Source organism: Bacteroides sp. AM37-9 (genome assembly GCF_003603455.1).
GTDB classification, from domain to species: Bacteria; Bacteroidota; Bacteroidia; order Bacteroidales; family Bacteroidaceae; genus Bacteroides; species Bacteroides xylanisolvens.
This window is the reverse complement of record NZ_QTNF01000026.1, coordinates 22,777-42,647: the sequence shown is the minus strand read 5'-3', so window position 1 is coordinate 42,647 and position 19,871 is coordinate 22,777. Positions and strand designations below refer to the sequence as shown.

Below are 19,871 nucleotides of genomic sequence, written 5' to 3'. Positions count from 1 at the left end.
ATTATAGTTTTATTTTACTAAATCAACACAAATTGAACATAGGCAGCCATATTTATTCTTTTCAGTACCGTTTGATTACTTGTTATGTCTTGTTACTGATTAGTTTGACTGTTTTTGCTCAGTCCGGCAAAGAGCGTTTTTCCGGTCGTGTGATTGATACTGAAACCAATCAGCCGGTACCGTTTGCTACGGTCCGGCTTTTGGCTTTACCGGATAGTACCTTACTGGCGGGTGGGGCAACAGATGCACAAGGCAAATTTCAGTTAGCCGTCGTTATTCCTAAAAGTAAATCCATTCTGTTACATATTTCTTATATCGGATATACCCCTGTTTTTCGGACTATATCAGCTTCAACAGATAACAAAACACCGATTTTAGGCGATATTTCTTTGACTCCGGAGAGCATTTCATTAACAGAGACCGTTGTTGTGGGACAAGCACCGATGGTTGTGACCGAAGGAGATACTACCGTCTTTAATGCTTCGGCCTATCGTACTCCTGAAGGCTCTATGCTGGAAGAATTGGTGAAACAACTTCCCGGCGGCGAAATAGACGAGGATGGCAAACTGTTGATTCATGGAAAGGAAGTGAAAAAGATTCTGGTGGATGGGAAGGAGTTCTTTTCCGACGACCCGAAGGCAGCACTTAAAAATCTCCCTGTAGAGATGGTAGAGAAACTGAAAGCTTACGAACGCCAGTCCGATCTTGCCCGTCTTACTGGTATTGATGATGGCGAAGAGGAAATGATTCTTGACCTGTCGGTCAAGAAAAATATGAAACGGGGCTGGATGGAGAATTTCATGGGCGGATATGGAAGCAAAGACCGTTATGAACTAGCTAATACTTTAAATCGTTTCCGGAGTAACTCTCAATTGACGGTTATCGGGAATCTGAATAATACAAACAATCAGGGATTTTCGGAGATGCAAGGAGAATCTGCCAGTTCCTCCGGTAATCTTCGCACTCAAAAAGGACTGACCACTTCCCGTTCTTTGGGAGTGAACGTCACTTATGACTGGCAGCGTGTCAAACTCCGATCGAACATTCAATATGTGGGAACAGACCGGTTGGAGGATAGTCGTACTACAGTCGATAATTATCTTCGTAAAGACAAATCTATTACTGAAAGTACCGGACACAATCGCCAGGGAAATGATAATCTCGTAGCAAATGCTTTTTTAGAATGGAAAATGGACTCCGTTACAACATTGATTTTCCGTCCTCAATATCGTACGGCTGTTAATGACAGAGGCAGTAGTGGCTTCCAGCAAGGGTGGGGCAATGACGTATTGCTGAATGAAAGGAAATCATCCGGAACCACTCATAGCTCTTCTTATAACATGACCATGATGCTTCAGCTTAGCCGGAAACTTAGCCGGATGGGAAGAAACATCGCTTTGAAGGTTGATTATGGAACAAATGCTTCTTCAACCGATAGAACGAATCTTTCTACTACGCATTACTTTAAGAATAACACGAAGAATGTTAAGAATCAGAGGATTGAAGATAAGGTGGACGGCTATAACTACCGACTGCAACTGGTGTACGTGGAACCCTTGCCCTGGCTTCATTTTCTTCAGTTTCGTTACAGTTATCAGCATCGGATTAACAATTCCGACCGGTTTGTTTATAACTGGGATAAGAAGACGGAAGAATTTGCTCCTGATTATGACGAAGACGCAAGTAACTGTTTTGAGAATCAGTACAGCAATCACCTGTTTAATCTTGCTATCCGCACTTCCCGGAAGAAATACAACTATAATATAGGTGCTGACTTTGAACCCCAAAAGTCTGTCAGCCATTCTCTTTTAGAGAAAAAAGAATCGTTGGAAGAACCATTGGAAAAATCAGTCTTTAATGTTTCTCCTACCGTCAATTTCCGCTATAAGTTCTCCAAGCGTACCCGTTTGCAGATTGTATATCGGGGGAAAAGTCGCCAGCCCAATATACGCGATCTTCAACCGATAACAGACCGCACCAATCCGTTAAATATCAGGGTTGGTAATCCTTCATTGAAACCTTCCTATACGAATACGTTTACGCTGAACTTTAATTCATATAATGCCAAGCATCAACGGAATATGGTTGCTTCTGTTTTGGCGGAGAACACTATTAATAGTGTTACCAATCAGGTGACTTATGACAGTGAATCTGGTGTGCGGACCACTACTCCCCTTAATATGAACGGAAACTGGCGTATTATGGGGTCTTTTTCTCTTAATACTCCTTTTAAGAACCGGAATTGGAGGTTTCGTACTTATTCATATTTGCAATGCAGAAATCAGAACGGATATAGCACAATAAACAAAGAAGCTCCTGTGAAAAGCACAGTGAAACATTTGACAGCCCGCCAACGCCTGCAATTAACTTACCGGACAAAAAAAATGGAAATCAGTGCCCGTGCGGAGTTACTTTATAATAATTCCCATAATAATGTAAAAGAGACACGTACGGAGACTTATGATTATCGTTTTGGAACAGAAATGCAGTATTATTTTCCGTGGAACATAGAACTGTTCAGTGATCTTACATGTTTTCAACGTTCCGGTTATGGTTATAGTGGTTATGCCCGCGAAAACCTGATGTGGAACTGTCAGTTGTCGAAAGCTTTTCTGAAGCGGAAACAATTACTTCTCCGCTTCAAAATATACGATATTCTCCGTCAGGACGTTTCAATGATACGCACAATTACTGCTACTGCCATTCGCGACACAGACTATAATGCACTGGGTTCATACTTTATGGTACACGCTATACTTCGTCTGAATATGATGGGGCGATAATTAAAGATTAAATTTTCGTCTGCTTGAAACCACAATAGAGTTTTGATTGTTGTTGTGTCGTACGTAAACAATGAAAACTTTGTCGAATGTTTGATTTCTTTAGTAGATTGAAGGATAAAGGCCGTTGGCGAATCTTTAAATTGAAGTTAATTGATGCGCGGCTTTACTTTGTCAGTATCTTCGTAGGATTACTGACGGGGCTTGTTGCCGTGCCTTATCATTACCTGTTACAGTTCTTCTTTAATCTCCGCCATGATTTCTTTGATTCTCATCCCAAGTGGTATTGGTATATCCCTCTTTTCCTGTTGATGTGGGGAATACTTGTATTCGTATCCTGGCTGGTGAAGAAAATGCCGCTTATTACCGGCGGGGGGATTCCGCAAACACGTGGAGTTATTAATGGGAGGGTTGATTATAAGCATCCTTTTCTGGAATTGGTTGCGAAGTTTGTGGGTGGGATACTTGCATTAAGTACCGGATTGTCTTTGGGGCGTGAAGGACCTTCCGTACAGATAGGTTCGTATGTCGGATATTTGGTATCAAAATGGGGGAGGGTGCTTAGTGGCGAACGGAAACAATTATTGTCTGCCGGTGCAGGTGCCGGATTGGCGGCTGCTTTTGCTGCCCCATTAGCTTCCTCATTGTTGGTTATCGAATCTATCGAGCGGTTCGATGCACCTAAAACAGCCATTACCACGCTTTTGGCAGGAGTCGTGGCAGGCGGGGTTGCCAGTTGGATTTTTCCCATCAATCCTTATTTTCATATAGATGCCATTGTGCCTGGAATGACTTTTTGGGGGCAGGTGAAACTGTTTCTTTTGTTGGCGGCAGTAGTTTCTGTTTTTGGAAAATTCTTTTCTGTCACTACTCTTCAGATGAAACGTATTTATCCCGCTATTAAGCATCCTGAATACGTGAAGATGCTGTATTTGCTTTTTATTGCTTTTTTGATTTCTATGGCCGAGTTTAATCTGACGGGAGGAGGGGAACAGTTCTTGCTATCACAGGCCATGCATCCGGATACACATATTCTTTGGATTGTTGGCATGATGTTGTTGCATTTCGTTTTTAGTACCTTTTCTTTTTCTTCGGGTTTACCGGGAGGAAGTTTTATCCCTACACTGGTGACAGGAGGACTTTTGGGGCAAATAGTGGGATTGATTATGGTTCAACAGGGTGTGATTGCTTATGAGAATATCAGTTATATCATGTTGATTTGTATGTCGGCATTTCTTGTAGCAGTCATTCGTACACCTCTGACGGCTATTGTCTTAATAACCGAGATTACGGGACATTTGGAAGTCTTTTATCCTTCCATTGTTGTAGGTGGATTAACCTATTACTTTACGGAAATGCTTCAGATAAAACCGTTCAATGTAATTTTATATGATGATATGATTCATTCACCTGCCTTTAAGGAAGAGCCCCGTTATACATTGTCTGTAGAAGTAATGAGCGGGTCTTATTTAGATGGCAAGATGGTGGATGAACTTCGTTTACCGGAACGTTGCATAATTATAAATGTGCATCGTGACCGTAAGAATTGGCCTCCCAAAGGACAGAAATTAATGCCTGGAGATCAAGTTCAAATAGAGATGGACTCACAGGATATAGAGAAATTGTATGAACCTTTAGTGAGTATGGCGAATATTTATTGAGTATAGGTGTTGGCAGTATAAATTCATAACAGTATAAAAAAGAATGAAACGGTGCAGAAATGAACGAAAGTTTTTCCTACTATAAAGTTGAAAAACATAAAAACATCTGCCACCTGCAACGAAACGCGTGTAATACACTAGTTAATAAGTAGTTGGAACGTGGCAGATACCTGCGGCAGATAGGTTGCAGATAAAGTATCTGCAACACGTTATATAATCAAAGAAAAAGCCTTGATTCCTTTGTGCAAAGCTATGGGATAATTGGGATCACTCTATGGAGAAATGATAGTGTCTCTACGGGGAAACGACAGTATCCTTACGTAGAAACTGTAGTTTCCCGCCTTAGAAACTGTCGTTTCCTGCCGTGGAAACTGTAATTTCTAATGCCGGAAACGACAGTTCCCCGCCTGGAAACGGGAGGTTAATGTATACAATAAACTTTTGCCCTCCTGGAGAATTGGCTTATGCAAGGCTTATACTGTGTTGCAGATACTTTGATCTGCAACCTATCTGCAACAGTATCTGCCACGCTCCAACTATGTATCAACTAGTGCATTACACGCTTTTGGTTGCAGGTGGCAGATGTTTTCATGTTTTTTCAACTTTATGGAGGAGGATTACGCATCAAAATTAGGGTCACAACCGTAAGTCATAAACCAAATTCACCTTTGTGTCCTCCGTGTCCTCTGTGGTGAAAACATTATTCCATGCTCTTTAGCCATGCAATTTCTTCTTTCCATTTACTTTCATCCGGCGTTTCTAGTATCAACGGCATATTATCGAATCTGGAATCTTGCATCAATCTTTCAAAAAATGCTTTTCCGATCAATCCTTCACCAATACTATCGTGACGGTCTACATGGGTACCCAGTGCTTTTTTTGAATCATTCAAGTGCATACCTCGAAGGTAATTGAATCCCACTTCCTTGTCAAACTCATCAAACACTTTATCGTATTCATTGACAATGTCATAACCAGCCGTATAAGTATGGCAGGTGTCGAGGCAAACACCCACCCGGCTCTTGTCGTTTACCCGGTCGATGATATATTTCAGTTGCCAGAATTCGCTACCTAGATTACTTCCTTGTCCGGCAGTGTTCTCAATAACGGCTGTTACGCCTTTTGTTTTTTCTAAAGCGATATTAATGCTTTCTGCGATGAGCGACAAGCAATCTTCTATTGAAATTTTGTTGAGAGAACTGCCGGGATGGAAATTTAAAAGTCTCAATCCAAGCTGTTCGCAACGTTGCATTTCATCCAGAAAAGCGGCACGGCTTTTTTGAAGTCCCTCTTCTTCCGGGTGTCCCAGGTTGATAAGATAACTGTCATGTGGCAGGATATATTCCGGCTGAAAACCGTATTTCTCGCAATTCTCTTTAAAGAGGCTGATACTTTCTTCTGTTAAAGGTTTGCTTACCCATTGGCGTTGATTCTTGGTGAATAACGCAAAAGCATTTGCTCCTATTTCATGCGCATTAACGGGGGCGAACTCTACGCCCCCGGACGCGCTTACATGTGCTCCGATATATTTCATGGTTACTTCTTTATTTAATTTTACTCTGCAAATATAACGTTTTTATAGGAGTATATGTTTCTTCATCTAAAGCGGGGAGAAATTAAATCTCAAAATCCGGTAAATAGTCTGTCAGGACTTTGTTAACCTGTTTGCCTTTTACCTGATCTGTGACTATCGTTGCGCCTTCCTTTTTACCGGCATCATAGTTTAAAGAAACTTTTTCCGTTTTATTGCTTACATAGATGGCGGCTTTCCCTTTTTCTGTCAGGTTACAAGTTATAGTCCAGTCGCCTACCTGAATGGTATTACCTTTGCGAACTACCTGCATATCCGGGCGGTTCTTTCCATGCGTATCCATCACTGTCAGGAAACGGGCGGTTTTACACGGAACCGTTGTAGAAGAGAAATGCCAGTGATTAGGATATTTCAACGCTTTCCCTTGTGCGTTCGTCACATTTTTCCAGTTGGTTGGCGCACAGAAGAAAGTATCTACCATCGCTTGTTCCGTTTTTGCCGAACTGAAAAGATGGGCAACAGAAACACCCCCGGCTTTATTCTTACCAATAACTTTCACTTCATTCGTCAGTTCCTGTATTTCCATAGGCAGTTCTACGGTATGTAAAAGATAACTCCATGTTACGGGTTCTTTTCCTTCCAATTCATCATAAATCACAAAAACTCCGGTAGTTCCCAATTGGATGATATGACGACGGAACATATCCAGTTTGTTTTCATCCCATCCTTTTTCGGGCATATATTGCGTACCGGATAATTCGCCACGTTTCAACCATAGGGGAGAAGTCACTTTACCATAAGCATTGGAAGCGTCTCCTACCATGTAAGCGATTTTCTCTCCTTCATACCACCGTGGAATCCAGCCATATCCTTCTGTCCCGATCTTCTGCGTCATTCCATTCACCAAAATACTGTTGTGCGCACGAGTATTACGGTAAGAATACATACAATGATCGTCTGTAAAACCAGTGCGATGTCCGCTACTGTAAAAAATGGCTTTACCTCCGTAGAATGTATTGAAAGCATTTTGATTGGCTAGTGCATGGGAAGTGGAACCGTAGGAACTGGAACGGAACGACAGCATTGCATTCTTATCTATGTCTCCCAAAGAAGTATTCATCGTACCGATTCCCGTTTCATTGAATACTTTTGCCATCGGTAATTCTGCAAGAGTAGGGCCTTCTTTGGGGAGCGCTTTCTTTGTTGTACAGCGATACCAGGTCAAGTCTCCGGATTTTCCGAGGAAAGTCTTTTCCATAATATCCGGTTCTTTCTGCAAAATAGTGCGTACATAAGCGGCTGCCCATGGATTGTTACATTCGCGTGCCAAGGCATCTGCATACCCAACTCGTGTACCGTTTGGCTTCAGCTTACTTTCATGTGAGTTTCCTTGCCCGGCGGATTTCGAGAATGGAGGCTGTTGATAGATGACGTAGAACGCATTGTTGTTATACCAGGGATCAGCAAAGAAATCGAATCCGCTGATACGGGAATAAAAAGCAGGAACTTCAATCAATGTGCGGAGATTGACCTGAAAATAAGAATCGCCATTGTGCCATCCTCCATCCGTGTTGAGGCCCGGCAGACGGGATACCCACTCATTGTAGCAATAATCCACCCAGGTGGAAGCCATCGGCAGTTCGCCATACGTAGCAAACGCAGCCATATTCAGGATACGGAAAGTCATTTGCCAAACATGGTTATCAGCAATACGATTTTCTAAGTGATTGACATATTCATGATAGAATTTCTTTCCATTTTCACGAATCGTTCTTAAGAGTAGTTTCTTTTCATCCGGAGTCAGCAGGTTATACCATGCGTCATACGCAGAAGTACTCATAGACAAAATGGTGGAACGGTTGAAATCTCCCGCGAAGTACTTACTGTTCTTCCATGAAAGAATTTCGGAAAGACGCTTTATACCTTCTTTGTAGTATACCTCGTTTTTCGTTAGCAAGTAAGCACGTACCATGGCTTCGATATTCGCTTCTTCCCGGTCTACAATCTTACGACTTTCCCGAATCAGAGCGGAACGATATTGAACGATGTTTGTCAGCTTGACAACCTGGGTCGTATCAATTTCTTCTTCCAAATGTTTCAGCGGATGATTCAGACATTTATCGGCTTTCCGGATGTAAGCCTGTGCTTCCGGATTGTTTTTATTCCGTTCGATGATATTGTCCCAATCTTTGGCATCAAGCAAGATGCGGGGATGCGTCTTGGGTAATTTGGCTAACACCTCTTGTAGAGAAGGCGGGTTGAATGTACGTATATGCTCGTCTATGTAAAAATGAGAAACGGGCGACCATTCTTCTTTTCCATCCTTGTCAACGTAGGCATATTGCCAATACCATTTTCCTTTTTCAAACAGTTTGAATGGGTTGAAAAAGGCCCATTTCCTTTCAGCGGTTATCACTTCCGATTTGAATTCCGGGTCGCGTGCAATCCGGATGCGGTAAGTTACTTCCGGTTTGTAGTCTTCTTCTTCCACTCCGTCCAATACGGCACCCAAGTGAGGAAATTTGTCCGGCCACATGAAACGAGGAGGATTGACAGTGATATGCTGCCCGTCCAGTGGTGAAGGCGTTTCGCGTACCTCGTGCATCAAAGTCTGTTGAGTCAGGCGCATGATTCCTTTTTGCGCATACCCGTTGGCGGATAGCAGAATGGTGAACAAGAGAAAAATAGATATTCGTTGTTTCATCATATAACTTTGCATTTTTTTATTCGTCATTTGTTGTTCAACGTTCAACGTTGTTTGAACAAGTCTTTCAGACGAACGGTCTTGTTATTAATCAGTGGGCGTGCCCAAAAACCGATAAAGGTGATGTATCCTACGAAAACAAGGATAAACAGCATACCTGTGCGGAGGGATGTTGCATCTGCCAGCGTACTCACAATCATCGGACCACCGGCACCACCTACGATTGCCGAACATAGTATACCGGCGAATGAACCGTGATGCTGTGAAGCAGAGTTCAAAGCCAATGAGAATACGATGGAATACATCATGGAAATACTAAATCCGACAGCAGGGAAAGCGATCATAGCTACTTCCTTGCTTCCGAATAATGCCGATAATAATAGGATGATGGTCAGGATTCCGGAGATTTGCAGCAATCGCTTGCTGTCAATCAACTTGAGTAGAATCATACCTACGAGACAGCCGGCTGTCATCAATCCCCAGAAATAGCTCACGGCTTGCGCACCATCAGTTTGCGGATTGACTCCGTGGTATTGTTCCAGGAAGGTGCTCATAAAGATAGAAGTTCCCTGTTCCGTGCTTACGTAGCAGAAGATTCCCAGGAAAAACAGCCATACATATTTCTGTTTGAATAGAGCCAGATATGAATCTTTGGACCCGCTTTTCTCATCTTCTTTCAATTCAATCTTGGGAAAGCGGGAGACACCGACAGCAATCAGCATTACTAACAACAGGATGGTAAATACCCAGTAAAGAGATACCCATGGCATTTCCCGTGGGGTGATATCGGCCAACAAGTCGATAAAGAAACCTTTCCCGGCTGTATAGGTTGCCGGGTCAAGTTCACGAATCAGATAAGTATATACCAGAGGACTTAGGAAAGAAGCGATGCCAAACATGAATTGTGCCAGTTCGGCTATAAATGCATAGTTTTCTTCTCCTCCTACAGTACGCTGGAGCGGATTCAATACAGTTTGCAACATGGCCATTCCTAATCCGATGATGAAAGAAGAAGCTAATAACATCGGATACGTATGCATACAGGCAAACAGAATGGTGCCGATGAACGGCATCAGGAAGCCACCGAATAATACCGGTTTTTCACCGAAACGGTCAATAAGTAATCCGGCAGGGATAGACATGATGGCGTATGCCAGGAAGAAAGAGGTCGGGATAAATCCCGCCATCGCCAGGTCACTTAGATTGAAGTTGTGGATAATGTCCGGAATGAGTGGTCCCAGAATATTAGTAATAAACGAAATGGTGAACCAGAACGCCATAATCAGCGCCAACATTCCTAAATTCTTTCTCATAATTTAATCAGGTTTGGAGCAGATAATTGAGTAAATACAAGTGACGCAGCTCCAATACTTCCGGCCTTGTTTCCAAGAGCGGCAGCTATGATTTGAGTATTCACAGCACAGTCGGGGATGGCATAACTACGTGCTTTTTCGCTTACTTTCTGAATGTAAAAGTCTCCTGCTTCGGAGAGTCCTCCACCAATCACAATCTTTTGCGGACTGAAGATATTAATAAAGCCTGCAATTCCGTGTCCCAGAAAGTCGCAGTGTTCTTCCAGTGATATTTTTGCAATCGGATCCCCTTGTTTATAAAGGCGGACAATCAATTCACCGTTAATCTCTTCATCCGGGTAGGAGATGCCTGCGTCTATTATTCGTTGACTGAAGCGGCGTACCAAAGCAGAAGTGGAAGCATAGTGTTCCAGACAGCCGACGGAACCGCAAGCACACGGTTCGCCATTGGCAATGAGAGGCACGTGTCCCAGCTCCGTTCCCCGGTTGGCATAACCGTTGAACAATTTGCCGTCGATGACTACTGCACCGCCAATACCCGTTCCTACCGTCAAGAAAACAACATGAGTGGCTCCCTGACCGGCTCCGTACATTGTTTCTCCCAGTCCCATCAGATTGGCATCATTTCCCAATAAAGCAGGAAGTCCGGTTTCCGTTTCAATACGGTCTGCCAAGTGAATGTTTTCCCAGCCGTTGATATTTTCCGCACCTCCTAAAACAATACGGTTCGTACAATCCACAATGCCCGGTGTTCCGATTCCTATACCATCAATTTTGTAGTCTTTTTCCTGTGCAAAGGCTTTCACTTCATTGATAGCAGTAACCAACTGTCCGATGACAGCTTCTGCTGAAACATCGGCTTTCGACGGTAACTTCCCTTGAAAGTAAAATACGCCTTCATTATCAATAAGGGCGTATTTTACTGAAGTTCCGCCAAGGTCAATTCCTATAGCGTATTCTTTCTCCATACCACGTTAATACTTAATACTTGATACTTAATACTTAAAAACTACACTCTTTCCGCCCAAATCGGTGAACTCCAAGCCCATTGTCCGTCACGTTGGCGAACGCGTACATAGTAGTAATCCGTATCCCGCTGTGGCTCTTTATCTTCCATGTAATGTTCCAGAGTGAAACAGCTTTCCGGCATGGCACGATTGAAGAGAATAGCCTCGCTCAACCAACCGATCATGAAATGTGAACGTGAACCTTCGAGCAACTCGCCCAACGTATGTTCAAACTTCTTGCCATTGAATTCGGCAATGACCTTACCGTCTTTCGGCATTTCCACATCAAGAATTACAGCTTGCATGGCTGCTGTAGTCGTATTCGGATTCTTGCTGCTGTACATATCCAGTTCGGTTTCCTTGTCGCCAACGGATACAATACGGTTGACATGTGTGTGGAATTCAGTTTCACCTTCTTGCGGAGAAGTGAATGCTGCGCCACGGAAACAAGGAGTTACACTATGAATCTGCCCTTTGTCTACCGACAGTTTGCCCTGCCAATGTACGTATTTCTCTTCACGATTCCAACCAAAATCAACTTTAACTTTGCAACGTACCGTATCACCTTCCGGAGCAACGGGAGTCAACGGACCGCTCATACGAGCTAAAATCTGCCCGTTCTTTACAATATCTACATAGTCAATACAGCTTTCACCTGTGACATTCAGATAGATACGACGACTGTTACCGCGAACAACATCACCCATGAAAGCGTCGTTGAGGCGGAAGTCGATAATAATCTTATCACCGGTTGCGGCACATACATGACGGGTACGTAGAGCTTCCCAAATGGCATCACGAGTCAGTGACGGAGCCAAAACACCGATGCGTCCGTCTCCATAGCTTCCCGGATAACCGGAATGTTGGTCGGTGGAAGCCATGATACCAAACTTATTACCCAATTCAAGACCATATTGAATGGTTCCTTCCCATTGGCGTGGTCCCATATCATGCAAATAGGGGTAGTCTCCCTGATCGCTTTCTGCCAGACCGTGACGGGAATACATTTCTACGAATGGAGTAATATCTCCTTCGGTAAAGCATTTCCAGTTGTAACCGCGATAGCCACCCTGATAACCCATGTGGTGCGGGGTAACGAATACCTTATGTCCTTTTGCTTTTTCTTTCCAGTCCTCGATTGAAGTACATTCTACAAGTGGTGCGTCCAAATCATAGTTCAATGCAACATGGTCTCCATGTTCCATACTATGAGCTTCGTACCCTACAAAAGTCAGGAATTCACCTTCCTTGTTATACTCATTTGTCATTTTTACGTACTTCTCATAGCCGCCTTCACGCAAACGTTTGAAAGCTCCCGTGTGGTAATCGATCACCCATTTCAGGCGAGGATCATCTGCTCCGGGAATATCCGGCCACATAGCATGAGGAGTAACACTAACAAAATCCAATTGTCCTTTCGCTGCTTCAAAAGCATCGCGCATGTCGCCGTGTCCGTATGTGATGTTACAGTGGTTGTGTAAGTCGCCCCAATACATTTTGAGGTTGCTGGCTGATGGCATAATTTTCTTAGCCTCTTTGCTTCCTGCTGCGCAAGAACCGAGCAAGCTGCCCGAAGCTGCCAGTCCGAGGAAAGACCAGCCTGTGTTTTTTAAAAACTTTCTTCTATCCATGATATAATTGTTTTTGGTTAATCTTTTTTATATAAATGGGAATTTATCGGTTAAATAAGAATTTATCGGTTCTTACAATTATATATTTATTGGGGGTGCCCTGAAAGGGCTTAATTATATAGCGTAGGGCAACGCCCTACGAAAAAAGCACACCAGCCACAAGCCCTGAAAGGGCGGAACTGTATACAATTATGCCCTTTCAGGGCGCAAATTCAGATTGTCGTTTTTACGTAGGGCGTTGCCCTACGCTATATAATTAAGCCCTTTCAGGGCACTCCGCAAAATAATCATTTAGCGATTTTTCATCAGTCTTCTGTCACCTTTGAAAAGAACCTTTTCCTTTTCATCCGGGTCTGTATCTTTATACTGTTTTTGAGTTTCCTGAAGCAGTTGCATCAGCTCTTTTTGCTTTTCAGCATATTCCGGTTTTCCGAAGACATTGTTCATTTCTCTTGGGTCAGCTTTCATGTCATACATTTCCCATTCGTCGATGTCGTTGTAGAAATGAATCAATTTGAAGTCTTGTGTGCGAATACCATAATGACGCTTCACAGAATGTTCTGCAGGGTATTCGTAGTAATGATAATAAGCAGCTTTGCGCCAATCGGCAGGAGTTTTGCCTTCATTCACCAATATCGGTTTCAGGGAGGATCCTTGGATATCCGATGGAATCTCTATTCCGGCAAAGTCGAGGAAAGTAGGAGCAAAGTCCACATTCATGCTGATGGCATTACTGGTACTTCCTGCTTTAATTGCTTTCGGATAACGGATAATAAGCGGCATGCGTTGACATTCTTCATACATAAAGCGTTTGTCAAACCAGCCATGTTCGCCAAGGAAGAAACCTTGGTCGGAGGTGTAGACAATGATTGTGTTGTCCAGTTCACCAATTTTTTCGAGATAATTCAGCAGGCGGCCGATATTTTCGTCTACTGCCAGAACTGTCGCCAGATAATCACGCATATATTGCTGATATTTCCAGCTGATTAATGATTTGCCTTTCAGGTCACCTTTGCGGTATTCGGCAATGCGTCCGGCATATACAGAATCCCATTTATCCTGAACTTCAATAGGCATACGTTTGTATACGCTGTAAAGACGGTTGGTGGTATCTTTCAGCATCTCTTCACGAGTCAGCAATTTGAGGTCCCAGTCGTTTGTCAGTGTATGTTCGATAGACATGTCCTGTTCACGGGCTGCTCTTCCGCGGCCTTCATAGTCGTCGAACAGATTAGCCGGTTCCGGGAAAGTGGTATTGTTGAATATACCCAGATGGCGGGGAGCAGGCATCCAGTTGCGGTGCGGAGCTTTCTGATGATACATCATGCAGAAAGGTTTGTTCTTGTCGCGACCTTCGAGGAATTCAATGGCTTTATCAGTAATAATATCCGTGGCGTATCCTTTTTCTACAATATGCTTCCCGTTTTCCCAAAAATCAGGATCGTAATAGTCACCTTGTTCGTGTTGGCCGCTAAGGATGCTCCAATGATCGAATCCTTGCGGTTCACTGATAAGATGCCATTTACCAATTATTGCAGTCTGATATCCGGCTTGTTGAAGCAGTTTGGGGAATGTCTGCTGATTTCCGTTGAACGTACTGGCGTTATCGGTAAAACCATTCTCGTGGCTGAACTTACCGGTGAGGATGCAGGCGCGTGAAGGTCCTGAAAGAGCGTTGACAGCGTAGCAGTTGTCAAAACGGATACCTTCGTTGGCAATCCGGTCCATGTTAGGAGTCTGAATCAAATTTCCTCCGTAGCAGGACATTGCTTGAGTGGTATGGTCATCCGTCATCATGAAGATGATGTTCGGTTGTCTGGTCTCTTCTTTCTTTTGATTGCCGCAGGAAGCGAGACTTAGTGCAGCTAGTGGGAGGAGTAGGGCAGAGGGGGTGTAATAGTTTTCCATAATGATGAAGGGGAGTGACTAAAAAGCCGGTTGCATCTCCAATTCCCTTCCTTCCGGAAGGAGGAGAAATTGAGATGCGACCGACTTTTTAGTCAGCTTTATTATAGTTTGTATTTTAATGACTGTTTCTTTCCGTTTACTTTCACTTCTACTTCCAGTCCGTTTTCATCGAACGCTTTGTTCTTGAACTTAGCTGCAAATTTAGGGGCATCTGCGCTTTTCTTAACTGGGTAGATAACTGTGATGTAACGTACAGCTTCTTCGCCGTCTTTCTTCACGTTGAAAGATACATTCATACGTTTGTAACGTTTGCGATAAGCAGTTGAGCACCAACCCGGTTCTTTCTTCATCGACATACCGTCGGGACCGAAACATTGCAGTTTCATGTTGCTGCCGTCTTCAAATTGTGTCAGGAACGTCATGTCTTCGCGGCTGTTGGCAATTTCTCCTTTTGGCATTTGATAGTGAAGATTGATGGAACCTTTGGCGCTACCGATCATTTCGTCTACAATGACAAAGTAAGTGTTGTCAACGAAGAAAACGGAACGACGGTGTTTCAGGTTCTTGTAACTAGGATTTTCGGTCACTAAAGTTTGGATAGCACCTTCCGGTTGCCACAATTTAGTCACAGATTCTGTCGTATCCAAGTTCTTGTTGTTCAGCGTTACTGTGTTGTGAACACAAGTCTGACGGTGCCAGTTGCGTTGTTCCATCACTTCGCCTTCACCGGCATAGACATACGAACCAGAATCCGGGAACAAATTCTTGCCGTTAAACCAAAGTTCAAACGTTCCGTTATCCGGCTGACAATGCCAGAATGCTTTCGGACCAGCTTTTACTACCATTTGCGTAGCATCCATTCCCCATGAGTTACGGAATACAAAGAAACCTGATTTCAAGAATCCTTTAGACATATAATCCGGCAATGCACCTTCTTTACCTTCAGTTGCGAAGTATTTGATAGCCTGGTTTTTCGGGAACAGTTTACTCCATGCTTTGTAGTTTTTCACCATTTCTTTCTTTGTTGTCAACTTAGCATCGCTGAAACATGGATTGGTATAATCAGGGAAAGAAATGTTTGCGTAGAACATAATCATGCTTTCGATAGTATCCAGATAATCCTGTGGGAATTCTTTACGGAATCCGTTGGCATCTGCGATACCTAAAGCTTTACAGAAAATGTTAATAGCTGCCAGATGATAATGTGGATCAAGTTCGAACTGTCCGCCGTCTTCGTATACCTGTACATGAATTTCACGGTTCAGAATATCGATACCGCTTTTTCTCCATGCCGGAGCATCTTTGAATTCAGGGAAGAAAGCACCGGCGTAGATCATACGTTGAGCTTCAAACAGCAAGTGGTTACCTTGATCGGAATAATTAGCAAGGATATGTATAGCATGTTTGTGATAGTTCACCAGGAATTCTGTCAGGAAGTCCGGAGTGAAAGAAGGAGAAGGGAGGAATAACTGGAACTGTGAAGTCTGGTCCTGCAGACGATTACTAACTTCCAGCGGACGCCATGCGAAACGTACATTTTCTACTTCACCTTTGATTTTTCCATCACTTATCAGCTCATATTCTTTCTTGTTCATCTTTACCAACGGATTCTTTTTGATCCAGTCGATATACTGATGTGCCCATTCTTTAGCATATTTCTCGTCACCGGATATGCGATAAGCCTTTCCCATCGGAGTGAACCATTTGTGACGGTGCAACTGCCAACGGAGTTCATTGTCTTTCACCGGCCAGTATTGCCAGTTGATGTCTTCTCCATAGTTGTAAGAAGGTTGATAACCTTTATGTACGAAGAATGTATGTTTCAATCCGTCATCTGCCCACTGCTGTTCTTCTTTGCTGATAGTCACTTTGTTCAGATTGATATCCGGAGTTTTTACGTTGGTACGTGCACGGTAATAGTCTAGTAATGCTTTGGCAGCATCCTCATCTTTACCTTCCTGATGCAAAGCTTTCACTTTTTCCAATCCCGGATAGTCCAGGTTAAGAATTGAAAAGACTTCGCTTTTCAGTTCTTGGGCACTAGCTTTGCCTACAAAACAAGCGATTGCCAGCAGAACGATATACTTTAAAGTTTTATTCATGATATAATTTACGATTTTACGATTTACAATTTACGATTGAGAACACTCTTGCTTTTGTATTATTGGATCACTCTCAACTCTCCATTCTCAACTCTCAACTTCTTCAATTCCATGAATCTCTTCAATGCTTCCAGATAGTAATAGTCAGCATAGTTTAGTGGAGTGTCGATTTCAGAACCGTTGGGCAGTGAACCGACAGAGTGCATCAGAATGAAACCTTGATTGTCACCCACTTTTGCAAGATATGCGTCGCTTGACAAACTCTTCAGAATCTTTTCCGAATAATCCAAGTATTTCTGTCCGTCGGGAACCATGGTGCTTAGTTCGATCATGGCAGAAGCAGTGACAGAGGCAGCAGATACATCGCGTGGAGTTTCTTTAGTTACAGGAGCATCATAATCCCAGTAGGGGATAGCATCGTCTGTTTTAACGCGATCCATAATCATATCAGCTACTTTGATAGCGAAGTTCAGGAAAGTACTGTCGTTTGTTTCACGGTAGCAAGCTGTGTAGCCATATACAGCCCATGCTTGACCACGTGCCCATGAAGAATCGTCATTCTTGCCTTGGTGAGTTTGTTTGCGTTCAACAGTTCCGTCGTTGTTGTAGCTTACTACATGCCAGCAAGTATAATCCGGACGGAAGTGATTGTTCATGGTAGTCATAGCATGCTTGATAGCAATGTCTTTGTATTTATTGTCACCTGTCGCTTTGGCTACATTAAACAGAAGATCGAGGTTCATCATATTGTCGATAATAACCGGGAAGTTCCATGTTCCGAAATCCCATGAACGGATAGCGCCGATAGAATCGTTGAAACGGCCGCAGAGGTTATCGGCAGTTTCTCTCATCACAGCGGCAATGGTGTCATTGGGTGAAAGACGTTCTGCGTTGCCATAACTGCAGTTGACCATGAATCCCAAATCATGCGTACCTTTATAATAGCGTACCGGATTCAGCAGATTTGTATATTGGATGGCTTGAGTTTTCAGTGTATCGTTTCCTGTCAGTTCGTATGCGTACCACAATGAGCCGGGGAAGAAACCACTCGTCCAGTCATAAACGTTGCAGAGGCGACGTTTGCCTAGCTGGTCAGCAGTGGGTTGTGCGCGTAGTGAATCTTTGAATGTTGATGAATCTCTTTCCAACTGACGGCAAAGGAAATCCATGTCATAGCCGGTACGGATGGAGCGTGGCAACATTCCCGTACCACTAACCTCTTCTGCAGAAAGTTGTAATTGGGCAGAAGCTACATCCAGTCCTTTTTTTATCCAACTGTAGTCTTCCTTTGGGGTTGTCTGGCACGATGCAAGTGCAATACTAACCGAAGCAAAGAGAACAAGTTTCTTTTTCATGTTATTCATTTTAAGTGATTGTTTTTAGAAGTTTTGTAACTGATACAAAAGTAGTGGAAAGGCTTAACTTTGTGTTGCAGGATTGTCCAAAAGGAGTTTGAACTCTGCTTTTCAAGTTTTGATTTTGTTGAAAAAGGTTTTAATTTTCTCCAATATGCCCTAATTAAGGCATATTGGAGAGAAATTATAGATTTTTTTATCAGAAAAAGATTAGTCGCCCCATCCTTGGTTCTGCTTGAAGTTTTCCATCAAACTCATGTCACGAGCTGGGATAGGGAGTAGTTCGTGTTTATTCTTTTGGGTATATTGGTAAGCTACATAGTTTGCTTCCGGATACCAACCAATTAATTTTGTATAAGTATTCACTATTGTTTCATAATACATCCCCCAACGTATTAAATCTTGGCGGCGATTTCCTTCGAAAGCGAGTTCATAGGCACGTTCATTCCGGATATATTCTTGGAATCCCTCGTATGATGTTGATTTTAAATCAACAGTTGTATTTGCTTCATTATAAGGAAGTCCATATCCGCGGCGGCGAACCATATTAAGAGCTGCTAATGCTGCATTGTTGGGACCATGATGCCATTCGTTAAGTGCTTCTGCATACATGAGTAATACGTCTGCATAGCGTAATATATACCAATTGACATTTGATTTATCGTTATTCAGTAAGAAGTTGTATTCTTTTACATACTTTTCAGTGTCCCATTTTGCCGGAGTATAATTTTGCTTATTTTTTTGGCCGGCTGTAGGTTTGTCTACTTCCTCCGGTTTTGCCCAGAAAGATTTATCTGGATCATATTTGTAATTAGCTATGGAAAGATCACGGCGTTTATCTCCTTTTTCTTTGTTTAACCAATCTAGGAAGAATGTATGTACTACTTTAACGTTGGCAGCATTACGTCCTCGTGTTCCTGGAATTTCGGTAACTCTGACTCCATTCCATTTACCAATACGCCCTACCGGGTCTTCGCTGGCTGTACCAGTAACAGAATTTGCATAGAAACTTACCTCAATTAAACTTTCTGCCGGATCCCATGTACCATTACATGTATTTTCCCAAAGTTGTTCATAATTATCTAACATATGATGTTTACCGGAGTTGATAAGCTTCTCTGCCGTCAATGCAGCTTGTTTCCATTTTTCTGTATCTTTAATGGGTTCGCCTGCCCAAGTGACATATACACGAGTCAGCAATCCCAATGCACCGCCTTTAGAAAAACGGAATCGAGTGTTAGCACGCAGGGTGTCATCTGATTCAAACGGTAAATTTTCGATAGCAAATTTAAGATCTTCTTCAATGAACTTGTATACGTCGCGAGGATCTGCTTGAACGAACTCTGACGGATTTTTAGATGATTCGGATGTGTTAGTAATTAATGCAATGTTACCATACCAACGTACCAACTCAAAATAATACAATGCTCTCAATGCTCTTGCTTCCGCTAAATACATAGTGGCGAGTGCTTGATCGTTTAGATTGTATGTAACCATTTTAACTTCCAGACGCTCTATAAAGTCGTTGGCGCTATAAATAGCACTATATAAGGATGCCCATGTATTTTGCACATACGAATTGTTGGGATTGAATGCATTAGCCGGATATTCACGGAAACTACTGGTACTGTTTCCTTCACATTGTGCCAGGTCATTAGTTAAATCAAATATGCATGATAAGTTCATACCATAAAGGTTATCTGCCACCATGTTGCGGTAAACTCCTAACAATACATTGTTGGCTTCAGATGCATTGTTCATATATTGGTTCTTTCTAATATCTGATTTCGGATCTTCATCCAATAAATCGGAACATGAAGTGAAAGACAATGTGCATAAAGCCAGTGCTGATATATAATATATTAGTTTTTTCATTGTT

Annotated in this window: 11 protein-coding genes; 2 read left to right on the top strand and 9 right to left on the bottom strand. The window is 42.8% G+C overall.

The window, feature by feature from the left end; all coding sequences use genetic code 11:
• Positions 1-32 precede the first annotated feature (32 nt).
• Together DW862_RS17140 and DW862_RS17135 are read left to right on the top strand one after the other, a co-directional pair.
• Complete coding sequence (locus tag DW862_RS17140; RefSeq protein WP_049703158.1) at positions 33-2,783, top strand: TonB-dependent receptor; 2,751 nt, start codon at positions 33-35, stop codon at positions 2,781-2,783.
• An 86-nt stretch (positions 2,784-2,869) separates the two neighbouring features.
• Positions 2,870-4,441 (top strand): ClC family H(+)/Cl(-) exchange transporter, encoded by a 1,572-nt coding sequence (locus DW862_RS17135; protein WP_120069559.1) that lies wholly within the window; start codon positions 2,870-2,872, stop codon positions 4,439-4,441.
• A gap of 700 nt (positions 4,442-5,141) precedes the next feature.
• Here DW862_RS17135 and nfo read toward each other — a convergent pair.
• The 9 genes from nfo to DW862_RS17090 all read right to left on the bottom strand — a co-directional run bounded on the left by nfo (position 5,142) and on the right by DW862_RS17090 (position 19,867).
• Positions 5,142-5,975 (bottom strand): deoxyribonuclease IV, encoded by an 834-nt coding sequence (gene nfo, locus DW862_RS17130; protein ID WP_120069555.1) that lies wholly within the window; start codon positions 5,973-5,975, stop codon positions 5,142-5,144.
• An 82-nt stretch (positions 5,976-6,057) separates the two neighbouring features.
• The gene (locus DW862_RS17125; protein ID WP_165861939.1) at positions 6,058-8,679 is read right to left on the bottom strand and encodes a DUF4962 domain-containing protein; all 2,622 of its coding nucleotides are present in this window, start codon (positions 8,677-8,679) and stop codon (positions 6,058-6,060) included.
• Between the two features lie 41 nt (positions 8,680-8,720).
• Complete coding sequence (locus DW862_RS17120) at positions 8,721-9,989, bottom strand: sugar MFS transporter (protein ID WP_008021428.1); 1,269 nt, start codon at positions 9,987-9,989, stop codon at positions 8,721-8,723.
• On the bottom strand, positions 9,986-10,957 hold the full coding sequence (locus DW862_RS17115; RefSeq protein WP_008021430.1) for an ROK family protein: 972 nt from the start codon (positions 10,955-10,957) through the stop codon (positions 9,986-9,988). The genes DW862_RS17120 and DW862_RS17115 overlap by 4 nt, the downstream gene beginning before the upstream one ends.
• Positions 10,958-10,998: 41 nt before the next feature.
• Entirely contained in the window at positions 10,999-12,627 is a 1,629-nt protein-coding gene (locus tag DW862_RS17110) for a Tat pathway signal sequence (protein WP_165861545.1), read from the bottom strand.
• A gap of 291 nt (positions 12,628-12,918) precedes the next feature.
• Complete coding sequence (locus tag DW862_RS17105; RefSeq protein ID WP_165861938.1) at positions 12,919-14,535, bottom strand: sulfatase; 1,617 nt, start codon at positions 14,533-14,535, stop codon at positions 12,919-12,921.
• Positions 14,536-14,636: 101 nt separating this feature from the next.
• Complete coding sequence (gene hepC, locus DW862_RS17100) at positions 14,637-16,637, bottom strand: heparin-sulfate lyase HepC (protein WP_008021435.1); 2,001 nt, start codon at positions 16,635-16,637, stop codon at positions 14,637-14,639.
• 59 nt (positions 16,638-16,696) lie between these two features.
• Positions 16,697-18,001, bottom strand: a complete 1,305-nt coding sequence (locus tag DW862_RS17095; protein WP_120069547.1) for a DUF4995 domain-containing protein — start codon at positions 17,999-18,001, stop codon at positions 16,697-16,699.
• Positions 18,002-18,202: 201 nt separating this feature from the next.
• The gene (locus DW862_RS17090; protein WP_120069544.1) at positions 18,203-19,867 is read right to left on the bottom strand and encodes a RagB/SusD family nutrient uptake outer membrane protein; all 1,665 of its coding nucleotides are present in this window, start codon (positions 19,865-19,867) and stop codon (positions 18,203-18,205) included.
• Positions 19,868-19,871: the final 4 nt, after the last annotated feature.